Below are 11,100 nucleotides of genomic sequence, written 5' to 3'. Positions count from 1 at the left end.
GTGCCTGTGGTGCTGGTGCCGCCTGCCTACACCAGTCAGACCTGCCACAAATGCCTGCACATCCACCCTGAGCGGGGTAAGTCCTACCGCAATGGCAAGTCGTTCAAGTGTGGACACTGCGGGTGGGAAGGGGATGCTGACTATAACGCTGCTCAAGTAATCTCTCTCCTTGGGGCGACTGTAGACTCGCCTGAAATTCCGAAACTTAGCTGTCCTCTGGGGCCGCTGGGGATTGGGATAAAGCCCGCACTCTGCGCATAGCGCGGGTGTCGGGTAGTTTACTTGCCTTTTTTGTCCTTTTTGCTCGGCTTGGGCTTTTCTGCTGCCGGGATCTCTGTAGCGGTCTCTGCCGCTTTCTCCTCAACTGGGAGCGTTGCCTCTGCCGCAGAGGCTGAGACGGTTTCAGCAGGGGATGCTTCTACAGCCTCTTCTGGGGCCGGTTCGGCTTCCACGACTGCGGCTTCTCCATCCGTTTCCGCCCCCGTAGCCGTCTCTGAGGAGGATTCAATTGCCTCAGGGATCCCGGATACCTCTGCTTCTGGCTCATCGAACTTAAACTCGGCCTCTGGCACTTCAACCCTCTCCTCTGAGCCTGCCAAAGAAGTAGGTGCCTGGGTTGGATTTCCCTCGTCATCGACCCAGTTGACCGTAGTTTGCGACTTCAGCCAGGCCATCACCTTGTTGGTCAGCAAGCCTTCATAGACGGCTTGGCGTACTCGTTCCCGATCCAGCCTCTGCCCTTGCTGGGCGTAGGCCGCCATCACTTCTTCCACTTCCACGTCCAACTCCGTGGAACCTACGGCAATTTGCTCTTGCCGAACGATGGCGCTCAGGGCCAAGGTGCGCCGCAGCCGGTCGATGGCTTCGGGTCGGTGGCGCTCTTTCAACTGGTTAAGGGTTTCGGGAGGCAACTCGGACAAGAACTTACGGAGCTCCCCCGGCTTGATGCCTTCCTGCCGCAGGGCCTGGAGACTCTGGGCCAGCAGTTGTGTCGTTTCTTGTTCGATGAGGGTTTCCGGCAAATCCACCTCAGTAGTCTCCAAGATGGCGTTAAGGATGGCGGTTTCCAGGTTCTCCTCAGATTGTGTCAGGGCATCCTGTTCGAGGCGCTTTTGCAGGTGTTCCCGCAACTCGGCTACCGTTTGGAAGCTGCTGATCTCTTGCACAAAGGCATCATCCAATTCGGGCAGCTCTTTGGCCTTGATCTCCCTCAGGCAGACAGTGAAGGTAACCGTTTTCCCGGCCAACTCTTTTCTGAAGTAGTCGTCGGGGAAGGTGGCTGCAATCTCCTTGGTTTCGTCGAGCTGCATGCCCACGATGCCCGCCACAAAACCGGGGATGAAGTTGTCTTCCTTGAGTTCCAGCTGGAAGTCCTGGGTGGTCATCTCGTCGAGGGGATTGCCTTCTGCATCGCGGGCCTCAAAATCGATCACCACCACATCCCCCAACTGAGCAGGCCGATCTTCTACCGGCAAGAGGGTGGCCCGCTGATCCCGCCATCGGTCGATGAGCTGGTCAATTTGCTCAGGCTTGACGTCGACACGGGTTGCCGTAACGGTCAGCCCTTTATATTGGCCAACGCGGGCTTCGGGGTACACCTCAACATATCCTGAGAAGCTGAAGTCTGCTTCGGGGTTGAACTGAGCCAAGAGCTGACCCACCTCATCATCCAGCTCGAACCGACTGATGGGGGTGAGCTGAGCTTCCTTGAAAGCCTGTTGAATGGCCTCGTTGATTAGGTCATCCACAGCACTGGCCAGGATGCGCTCGCGGCCCACCTGCCGCACAACGAGGTTGCGGGGGGCCTTGCCCTTGCGGAATCCCGGAATTTGGATATTCTGCTCCAGTTGACGCAAGGTTTTTTCGTAGGAGCGCTTCACCCGGTCGGCTTCTACCACGATTTTGAGACCGACCCGGCTGCCAGGGCGTTTTTCTTGGATAACCTGCATAGGAAGTATGAGCTAGGGAGAGGGGCAAGTAGAAGTTCAATTCTACCTCAACGGCCTGTGGGTCAACCTGGGGATTTTAGGCAGGGGATCCCTCGGTGGCCACTTCTTTCACATCCTGGATGTCCTCTTGGGGTTCGGCACGCTTGCTGGGGGGCAGTTGCTTCACTTTGGCTTCCAGCTCCACCACCATTTCCTTGAGTTCGGTGATGGTGACCTCCTTCTCCTGCAGTTGCCGATTTTTTTCCCGGGCTTCGATGCTGAACTGTACGCGCATCCAGAGGCTATACAGCCAGGCGAGGGCGGCCCCAATCCCAGCAGCAGCCAGAAGTTCCATCACCAGAGGGCTTTCGATGCTGACGCCAGGGGCAAAAGTAACCGTGACCGGGGTGGCGTTTTGCATGGCAAAGAGGGCAATGGCCAGGAGGGCTGAAAACAAGATCAGGTAGTTGAACAGTCGCATCGTTTTTCTCCTCGAAGGGATCCACTACGGCTTGCCAGCACCAGAATACCCATAAACTCGGGCCGGTTTTTGAGAAAAATTCCCTCAGAAAAACCAGCCATAACTGTGTAAGCCTTTGCCCAGAAAGTTGACCCCCAGGTAACATACCCAAACCACCCCAAAGCCTAAGCTGGCCAAGAGGGCGGGGCGTCTGCCTTGCCAGCCTTTGGTGATGCGGGCGTGCAAATAGGCGGCAAAGACCAACCAGGTAATCAAGGCCCAGGTTTCTTTCGGATCCCAGCTCCAGTAGGTACCCCAGGCTTCGTTGGCCCAAACGGCGCCGGCGATAATGCCGATGGTCAACAGGGGAAAGCCCAGCCCGATGAGCCGGTAGCTGGTGTTGTCCAAGATTTCTGCTAGGCTCAGCCGTTGCCAGGGGATCCCTTCGGGGGCCGGTTGGGGGGGGAGTTCAGCCGACGAGGGGGCAGGGCGGGGGGAGCGGAGGCCGGCATAGGCCAGTTCCGAAGCCGGGGAAGGCAGGGTGGCTTCCGCCCATTCGGGATGGGTTTGGGGTTGAGGAGGGCGAAATTGCAGGCCGAGGGAGTTGCCCTTGAGATGCACTTCCTGACCGCGAGTGACGATGAGAAAGCTGATGGAGAGAAGGGATCCCACCAGCAGCGCCGCGTAGGCCAGCAACATCACAGTCACGTGCATCATCAGCCAGTTGGATTGCAAAGCCGGCACGAGGGGCTGGGCTACCTGCATATCTTCCGGCAGCACCAAGGCAGCAAAGGCCACGATCCCGGTTACAACTGGGGCAGTCATGACCCCCACCCAGCGGCTGCGGCTCCAGTAGAGGGCCAGCAGGTGCAAAGCGGTGATCCCCCAGGCCAGGAAAAACAAAGACTCGTACAGATTACTCAAGGGGAAGTAGCCTGCATCGATCCAGCGGGCCGTCAACAGGGCGGCCATCGTCAAGTTTGCCCCGATCATCCCCGCTAGGCCCAATTCGGCCAAAAGCTGCACCTGGGGAAAAGCTGCCCCACCCCAGTAGAACAGCATGGCCCCCAGAGAAATGGCAAACGCCACGTTGTTGAGCAGAGCTTGCCACTGGGCCAGATCCATGCCCGCAAGAGCTGTTATCGCCAACAGAGCCATACACGACCTCAAAAGTGTCTCCGACCCGGCTTGAGCCAGGCCAGTTGATCCCATTCTAGGGCGGGGGAAGGGATCTTCCCCAAAGGACACATGCTGGTAATGTGGGGATGGCTTGTCTGCGGCTCGGCAGGATACAAAGAGCATTGGGATGTAAGGCTCATGCAAGAACACGCGGGAAATGCCAGGTTGAGAAGGTGGGGGTTGTTGAGATGGTGGATCTGTCTGTTGACCGCCCTCGTTTTGGCCTCTTGTGGGGGATCCCCGCCTAAACCCCCGCAGGAACAGCTTCCCCAGCTAGAGCGCGTGCCGGTTCCCCCGGAGATTGCCAAGCTGGATGCCCATTTGCAGTATTGTCGCCCGCAAGTTCAGATCCTCAGCCCCAAGCCAGGTGAGGTGTTGTCAGAGCGGCAGGTAACCGTTCGCTTCGCGGTGCAAGGGTATCCGCTTTTCCAAGATCCGCAATTGGGTCTCGGCCCTCATCTACACGTGGTGCTGGACAACCGTCCCTACATCGCCCATTACGATGCCGATGCTCCCCTCGTTTTCAAGGATTTGGAGCCGGGATCCCATACTCTGCGGGTGTTTGCCGGCAAACCCTGGCACGAGAGCTTCAAAAACTCTGAAGCCTATGCCCAGGTTAGCTTCCACGTGCTAGCTCCCACCCCCGAGTACGTGCCACAGCCGCAACTGCCCCTGCTCACCTACAACCGCCCCACAGGCAGCTACGGGGCCGAGCCAATCTTGGTGGATTTCTGGCTGGCCAATGCCCCAGTGCGGGAGAGCCTGTTGAGTGACTTGCCACGGGACTGGCGGATCCGCTACACCCTCAACGGCCAATCTGGCCTGCTGGATCGCTGGGAGTCTTTTTATCTGAAGGGCTTCAGGCCCGGTCGCAATGTGATGGTGCTGGAACTGGTGGACAGCAAAGGGGATCCCATCCGCAATGTGTTCAACAGCGCCGCCCGCGAGATCACCTACACCCCTGGCGGCCAAGACACCCTCTCCAAGCTGGTTCGGGGGGAGCTAAAAGCCGAAGAGGCCCTCGCCATTGTGCAGCCGCAGCCCACACCCACGCCGACTCCGGAACCCACGCCCACTCCTACTCCGACGCCAACGCCAACTCCGACACCCACGCCCACTCCGACACCCACGCCCACTCCTACTCCGACGCCAACGCCAACTCCGACACCCACGCCCACTCCGACACCCACGCCCACTCCTACTCCGACGCCAACACCCAGCCCGACGCCCACACCCACACCCACTCCGACTCCAACGCCAGAGGCGACGCCCACGCTTGCACCTCGTCGCCAGCCGCGCTTTCAACTGGGCCGCCCCCGTCCGACACCAGAGGGGATCCCGGCTGTTCCAACGCCACCGCCCGTGGTGGCCACTCCCGAACCTGAGCTTACGCCTGAGCCCAGCCCAGAGCCCTCTCCGCAAGCTGTGCCCACTTCAACTCCCCAGCCTGTGGCTACGCCTTTGCCGCGCGTGACCCCTATCCCTTTCCAGGAGCGGCGAGTGCGCCAGCAGGGGTTGCGGCTTTTCCCGCCGGGACTCCACAGTCCAACCTTGCCAGGTGAGCAATAGCGGGACGGAGTCCTTGAGTTGATAGAAAGTTGATAGAATGCCCTTCGCGCAGCGGGGCGTAGGTCTCACTGTTCTCCCAATGCCCCTCTGCCTGGGCGCACGGTTGCCGCTTGTTGGATTCTCGCTCGCGATAGCGGTGCGGGGCCTTTATACCGGTCAAGTCCTTCAGGGCAAGAACCGCTTTCTGCTCTCTTGGTCGCGTAGCTAGGCTGGTGTGGCTGAGCCAAGCCAGGAGCATTGCCCCCTCAACCTTCTCGCACCGATTGCGGTCGCGGAATGGGATCCTGGTTTTCCGCCTGGGTGGAGCTCTGGATCCCGTTCTCTCCACTTTCCAACCTGAGCAAGGGCCGCAATCGGGATCCCTGCCAGGGATCCAGGACATCCCGAATTAGCACCTCCTGAATCCACACCTGCAGGATTGCCGCCAAAGGCACGGCCAGGAACAGGCCCAGCACCCCAAAGAAAAAGGCTGAAGTAACTTGAGCTACTAGGGTTAGGGCGGGCAGGAGCGACACCTGTCGGGACATAACGATGGGGGTGAAGACGCTGCTTTCCAACTGCTGGATCAGGATATACAGCCCCAGCACTGCCAAGGACTTCCAAGGGGCATCCGTGAGGGCTACCAGCATGGGGGCTACCACGCTCAGGGTTGGGCCGATATTGGGGATGAAGTTGAACAATCCCGCCAGCACCGCATTGGCCAAGATCAGGGGCACCCCCAAAATCCACAGCCCGATCCCACTCAGCAGCATCACCAAGGTGCTGGTAAACAGGATCCCCATCAGCCACCCTCGCAGCGCCAGCTCACAGCGCTTGAGGATGTAGCGAATGCGGGGACGGTAAAAGGCCGGGAAAACCGAGACAAAAGCGCGACTGTAGGCTTGGGGATCCGCCAACAACAAGATGGTGAGGATGATTACAAACAACAGGTTGAGCAGGGTGCCGAAAAAGGCAGTGAAGGACTCGGAGAAAAAGTCGCGCACCTGTCGCACCAACTCGGTGGCCTGGGGCACCAAGCTATTGGCCAATTCCCGCAGCGTCGGCAGCTCAATATCCGTCGGCAAAGAGAGAATCAAGCTCTCGAACAGCCGCTGCGCTTGCACGATCCCGGCGGGCACCCCATCGGTAAACAGCCACCGCAACTGCTCCGCCAGGGGGGGCACCACGATTAGCCCCACCAAGATCGCGGCCACCAAAACCGTCAAACTGGTGATGACAATTGAGGGGCCACGCCGAAAGCCGTAGCGCTGTGGGATCTGGGCCAAGGTATCCAATGCTACTGCCAACACAATGGCCGCGAACACCAACAGCAGGATCTGCCGGATCTGCCAAAGCAGAACTAGCAGGCCCAACAGCGCCCCTAGCCCCAGCCACTGGGCGAAGGTCACCCGCCAGCTCACCTCCTCTCTCGCCCGGTTGTCGCCTATTCTAGATGGGATCCCGACAAGTCCCATCGCTATTCGAGAACCCTGGATGCGCGATCCTGTCCCTTCAGAAGTGACTTTAGCCGCCCGCAGCAGTGGGATGGAGTTTTTGCTCACGGATGAAGCTCCCCTGCTCTCGGTGGGGGGAGTGTCCCGTTATTTGAAATCGCTGCTGGCCGGGGATCCCTACTTGGTCAGGCTGTGGGTGAGCGGGGAAGTCTCCAGTTGCCAGCGCAACCGCAATGGCCACCTGTTCTTGACCCTAGTCGATCCGGAAACCGGTGACGTTCTCAAGGGGGTGGTCTGGCAGGGCCAAACTTCCAGGCTCAGCTTCTGGCCGGAAGTGGGGCAACAGGTGCTTGCCCTTGGGCAACTTGGTATCTATAGCGGCGGCAGCCATTATCGCCTCGTCATCTGGCAATTGCTGCCTGCCGGGGAAGGGCTGTTGGCGTTGCGATTTCAACAGCTCAAGGCCCGCCTCAGTGCTGAGGGCTTGTTCGATAACCAACGACCTCTGCCTGTTCATCCCCAGTGCATTGCTGTCGTCAGTTCCCCCCACGCTGCCGGCTGGGGAGATATTCGGCGCACCCTCAACCAGCGCTACCCCGGGCTACGGGTGCTGTTCTCCCCAGCTCAAGTACAAGGGGAGGCGGCCCCGGAATCAATTGTGCGGGCCATTCGCCGGGTGGAACAGGATGGGCGGGCGGAAGTGCTTCTTTTGGCGCGGGGCGGTGGAGCCAGCGAAGATTTGGCCTGTTTTAACGATGAGCGGGTGGTGCGAGCCATTGCCGAATGTCGGATCCCGGTGGTCACCGGGATTGGCCACCAGCGGGATGAAACCCTGGCGGACTACGCTGCTGACTACGCCGCCCACACCCCAACGGCGGCTGCCGAGCGGATCGTGCCGGATCTGGGGGAATTGCAGCGCCAGGGATCCCAGTTGCGCCAGAAGTTGATCGAACGCACTCGCCAAGCTTTGGAAAGGGCCCAGCAGCGTTTGCAGCAGGCCCAACACCACCTGGCTTACGTGCATCCAGAGCGGCTGTTGCAACAGGCTCAGGATCGCTTGACCCAACACCAACATCGCCTGCTCCAAGCCGTGCGCCATCGCTTCCAGCAACGCCAACAGCACCAACAGGCCCTGCAAGATCGCCTCCAAGCGCTCGATCCCGAAGCCATTCTGAAACGGGGCTATGCCTTGGTGCGAGATGAAGAGGGATCCCTGATCCGCACCCATCGCCTGCCTCCCCAAACCCGCCTGATGATACAACTGGCCTCGGGAAGCCTATGGGTACGAGTAGAGGAGAGCCATGAGCCGCCGCAAACGTGAGGAGCCGTGGCGCTATGAAGCAGCCATTGCCGAGGTGGAAACTTTGATTGCCCAGATTGAATCGGGGGAACTGGATCTGGCAGAAGTGGTGGAGCGCTTTCAACAGGCCGCCCAAACCCTGAAAACCTGCGCGGACTTTTTAGAGCAAAAGCGGCAGCAGGTGGAGATCATCATCGAGCAATTGGGCCAAGAGGAAGAAGACCTGCCCGAATCATAGGGATCCCACCTGATCATTCCCCCTGCACTGCTGTCGCCATTCTGCTTCACTATGGATGGTCGTTGGATGGTTGTCTTTATCCTTGCGCCCCCATGCCCGCAAAGATCCTCGATGGCAAAGCCTTAGCCGCCCGCTTGCAAGCGGAGATGGCCGCCCAAGTGCAAGCTTGGATACCCCAGGTGGGGCGGCCACCGGGATTGGCAGTGCTGCGGGTTGGAGAGGATCCCGCCAGTGCGGCTTACGTGCGTGGCAAAGAGCGGGCCTGTGAGCGGTTGGGCATTGCTTCTTTTGGCCGACATTTTTCCGCCCAAGACTCCCCTGCCCATTTGCTCGACACCATCGACCAACTCAACCAGGATGAGCGGGTGGATGGCATCCTCGTCCAACTGCCCCTGCCCCCCGGCTGGGATCCCATCCCCCCCCTTCTGGCCATCAATCCCGACAAAGATGTGGATGGACTCCATCCCCTCAACCTGGGCCGGCTGTTGCGCGGCGAGCCCGGCCTACGCAGTTGTACCCCTTTGGGCGTGATGCGCCTGTTGCAGGCAGAAGGGATCCCGATTGCAGGCCGAAAGGCAGTGGTGGTTGGTCGCAGCATCTTGGTGGGCAAGCCCTTGAGCTTGATGTTGTTGGCCGCCGATGCGACGGTCACCCTAGCCCACTCCCGCACCCCCGACTTGGCAGAAGTGACCCGCGCCGCCGACATTGTGGTGATGGCCGTGGGCCGCCCCCGCCTATTGAGGGCAGACATGGTGAAACCCGGCGCGGTGGTCATCGACGTTGGCATCAACCGCATCGAGACCCCCACCGGAGCCGAGCAATTGGTGGGAGATGTGGACTATGAAGCGGTCAAAGAGTTGGCCGCTGCCATCACGCCCGTACCGGGAGGCGTAGGGCCGATGACGGTAACGATGCTGCTGGCCAACACCCTACAGAGCTATAAACTGCGCAGCCACTTGTGTAGTCATTATTAAACAGGAATGAAACATTTCTGTTGCATTGTTCCCTAACTTCCCTCTCTCTCTGGGAGAAGAGCTGGGGTTGGTCGCGGCAGCGGCACAGAGCGCTTGGGGAGTGTCTCAATCTAGCTTGAAATGACTATGGTTTGGAGACTGTTCTCAAAATGTTCTGTTGCTTGGATCCTCCCCCTTTGGCCCAGAAGAGTGAGGAATGGAGAAGTTGCCCCAGAGGAGTTTGAGGTGACCGCTGCAAATGTCCAAGCTGCGCGCGGAGCACCCTAAGGCTGCAAGATCATCGACCAGGAGCCGCTCTCCCCATCCCAAAACGGGGCCAGAGACTCTCCCACCACATTGGGCCCCCAATAGCGGCGGGTTCCATCCAGGGCGAAAGCCACCACAATGTCTCCGGGGCCGATTTGCAGCGGTTCTTCTCCCAAGCTCAGCAGCAATCCTTCGCTGCCCCCTTCTCCAGGGGCAAAGTCCCAGTGGGCCGTTTCCGGATTGATCATCCGTTCGCCGCTGCGCATCAAGATCACCAGCCGAACCGGATGGAGCGTGCGATTGCCGACACGAAAGGATCCTGTGCGGGCGGAGGTGGGGGCAGCCTGGGGGGATAAGACAGGCTCTGAGGGCAGAACAGGGACAACATTCCCCTCAACGGAATCCTCCAAGGCTTTCAGCGTCGGTTTCTCCAGAGTCTGTGCCCTCAATCCCTGCACGAGAACCCCTACCCCAACCAGAGCGGCAGACAACACTAGGGATCCCTTGCCCCTCAAAGCTCTGTTCAGCAATGGGCCGCCGGCGAAAAAAGAGGCAACAGCCTGAGCGAATGAGCAGATCAAGACGCACATCGAGACCACTGCAAGCCAAAGTGATACGTGTCGAGTTAGACAAAAGGCATCAACTGCTGCCCTACCCCTGATAGACCAGCCATACGCGTACAGAGTTCCATCAGAGGATAACGCCCCCACCGTGCAGAACACGATCGTTCAGCTACGTTAACACGTCCATTCCTCATATTCCCTGTGCTTTGGAGGAACAAGGAATAAGGGATCCCCCACTCCAGACCAGGCTAAGCAAGTTTGGATCGCCTTCAGGGATTCACGGCCCGACGCTGCCACCCTTGGGAGGTACGTTCGTACACTGTCCGCAATTGGGGATAGATCTGATCCCCCTTAAGCTGCAAGTGATCCACCTCCGTTGGCTCCAGCAGTAAAGCCACAAAGGTCTGCGGGGGCAGCGGATCTTTCTCTTTCGGCAACTCTTGAATAAAAGCCTCTGGCGGGGCGAGCGGCCCTTTGGGTTCCGGCCAAAACCAGAGGAGCCGTCCTTTTTCCGATATCTGTTGCCACAACTGCTGCCGCTGGCGCTGGGCCTGGGGATCCGGATGATCGGCGGCGATGGCCTCAAGGGTGCCAGCGATGCGGAATTGCTCGCGGGTTTTGCAGAAATACCAGCAGATCTGGGCTTGGGGGCAGTGGGCAATTTGTCGGATCTTCTCGCTGCGACTATCCACCGCCAATTGAATGCGGTCGGTATCGCCCAAAAACCCCCGGAAAACGACCGTGCGGTTGCGCGGATGCCCCTGGGGATCCACCGTGGCCAATTGCAAATACCGCACACCGGGATCGCTACGGTTCCGGTGCAGTGCCGCCTGAATCAGCGCCCGCCAAGAGGGATCCGCAGTAGAATTGCCCTTCGGGTCTTTCATCCGTTTTTCGCAAGGTGCAAGCAAGCCAGGATTGGGGCTCTCTCTCCCTTAGCTAGGGGGTGGAGAAGCCTCAGATTGGGAGTCTGATACATTTACGCTGAACACTGCTGAGCATTACTGCTCAACGGTGAAGCGATAGCATTCTGTCCGTTTCCGAACAGAAAGGCGGTATCCCGCAAAGCTCTGAGCATAACACCCAGAGCGCCTTGCCAATCTCGTGGTAGCCTATGGTTGCACTTTGGGCATCTAAACACCTTTGCGCCACCCAACTTGGTGTGGATGTGCCCGCACTTGGTACAGGTTTTGCTGGTGTACGCTTCCGA

12 protein-coding genes are annotated in these 11,100 nt (G+C 59.3%); 5 read left to right on the top strand and 7 right to left on the bottom strand.

Going from position 1 to position 11,100, the window contains the following annotated elements; translation table 11 throughout:
- On the top strand, positions 1-261 hold a 261-nt coding region (locus ACVWXE_RS13575; RefSeq protein WP_457490566.1), incomplete at its 5' end, for a zinc ribbon domain-containing protein.
- Between the two features lie 17 nt (positions 262-278).
- Here the strand turns inward: ACVWXE_RS13575 and tig are convergent.
- From tig to ccsB, 3 genes are all read right to left on the bottom strand, one after another.
- Entirely contained in the window at positions 279-1,949 is a 1,671-nt protein-coding gene (tig, locus tag ACVWXE_RS13570; protein WP_457490565.1) for a trigger factor, read from the bottom strand.
- A 76-nt stretch (positions 1,950-2,025) separates the two neighbouring features.
- Positions 2,026-2,409: a lipopolysaccharide assembly protein LapA domain-containing protein gene (locus ACVWXE_RS13565; protein WP_414384315.1), complete on the bottom strand. Its 384-nt coding sequence runs from the start codon at positions 2,407-2,409 to the stop codon at positions 2,026-2,028.
- 84 nt (positions 2,410-2,493) lie between these two features.
- Complete coding sequence (gene ccsB / locus ACVWXE_RS13560) at positions 2,494-3,546, bottom strand: c-type cytochrome biogenesis protein CcsB (protein ID WP_457490564.1); 1,053 nt, start codon at positions 3,544-3,546, stop codon at positions 2,494-2,496.
- 225 nt (positions 3,547-3,771) lie between these two features.
- On the opposite strand from ccsB, the gene ACVWXE_RS13555 reads away from it, so the two are divergent.
- Entirely contained in the window at positions 3,772-5,136 is a 1,365-nt protein-coding gene (locus ACVWXE_RS13555; protein WP_457490563.1) for a hypothetical protein, read from the top strand.
- 245 nt (positions 5,137-5,381) lie between these two features.
- Here the strand turns inward: ACVWXE_RS13555 and ACVWXE_RS13550 are convergent, their stop codons facing one another.
- The gene (locus tag ACVWXE_RS13550) at positions 5,382-6,536 is read right to left on the bottom strand and encodes an AI-2E family transporter (RefSeq protein ID WP_414380611.1); all 1,155 of its coding nucleotides are present in this window, start codon (positions 6,534-6,536) and stop codon (positions 5,382-5,384) included.
- 124 nt (positions 6,537-6,660) lie between these two features.
- Here ACVWXE_RS13550 and xseA point away from each other — a divergent pair, with 124 nt between their 5' ends.
- The 3 genes from xseA (at position 6,661) to folD (ending at position 9,081) form a co-directional block, all read left to right on the top strand.
- Positions 6,661-7,890, top strand: coding sequence for an exodeoxyribonuclease VII large subunit (gene xseA, locus ACVWXE_RS13545; RefSeq protein WP_457474023.1), 1,230 nt, complete (start codon positions 6,661-6,663; stop codon positions 7,888-7,890).
- The gene (gene xseB / locus ACVWXE_RS13540; RefSeq protein ID WP_011431761.1) at positions 7,871-8,107 is read left to right on the top strand and encodes an exodeoxyribonuclease VII small subunit; all 237 of its coding nucleotides are present in this window, start codon (positions 7,871-7,873) and stop codon (positions 8,105-8,107) included. The genes xseA and xseB overlap by 20 nt, the downstream gene beginning before the upstream one ends.
- A 92-nt stretch (positions 8,108-8,199) precedes the next feature.
- Positions 8,200-9,081, top strand: a complete 882-nt coding sequence (gene folD / locus ACVWXE_RS13535) for a bifunctional methylenetetrahydrofolate dehydrogenase/methenyltetrahydrofolate cyclohydrolase FolD (RefSeq protein WP_011431762.1) — start codon at positions 8,200-8,202, stop codon at positions 9,079-9,081.
- A 263-nt stretch (positions 9,082-9,344) separates the two neighbouring features.
- On the opposite strand, the gene ACVWXE_RS13530 is transcribed toward folD, so the two are convergent.
- From ACVWXE_RS13530 to ACVWXE_RS13520, 3 genes are all read right to left on the bottom strand, one after another.
- Entirely contained in the window at positions 9,345-9,821 is a 477-nt protein-coding gene (locus tag ACVWXE_RS13530) for a hypothetical protein (RefSeq protein ID WP_457388769.1), read from the bottom strand.
- A 338-nt stretch (positions 9,822-10,159) separates the two neighbouring features.
- Positions 10,160-10,777 (bottom strand): Npun_F5749 family FMN-dependent PPOX-type flavoprotein, encoded by a 618-nt coding sequence (locus ACVWXE_RS13525; protein WP_457490562.1) that lies wholly within the window; start codon positions 10,775-10,777, stop codon positions 10,160-10,162.
- Positions 10,778-10,869: 92 nt separating this feature from the next.
- Positions 10,870-11,100: zinc ribbon domain-containing protein (locus ACVWXE_RS13520; RefSeq protein WP_457490561.1), on the bottom strand; the 231-nt coding region annotated here is incomplete at its 5' end.

It is taken from the genome of Thermostichus sp. MS-CIW-41 (assembly GCF_054058915.1).
The sequence above is the reverse complement of the archived record's forward strand: the minus strand, read 5'-3'. Positions and strand labels throughout refer to the sequence as shown.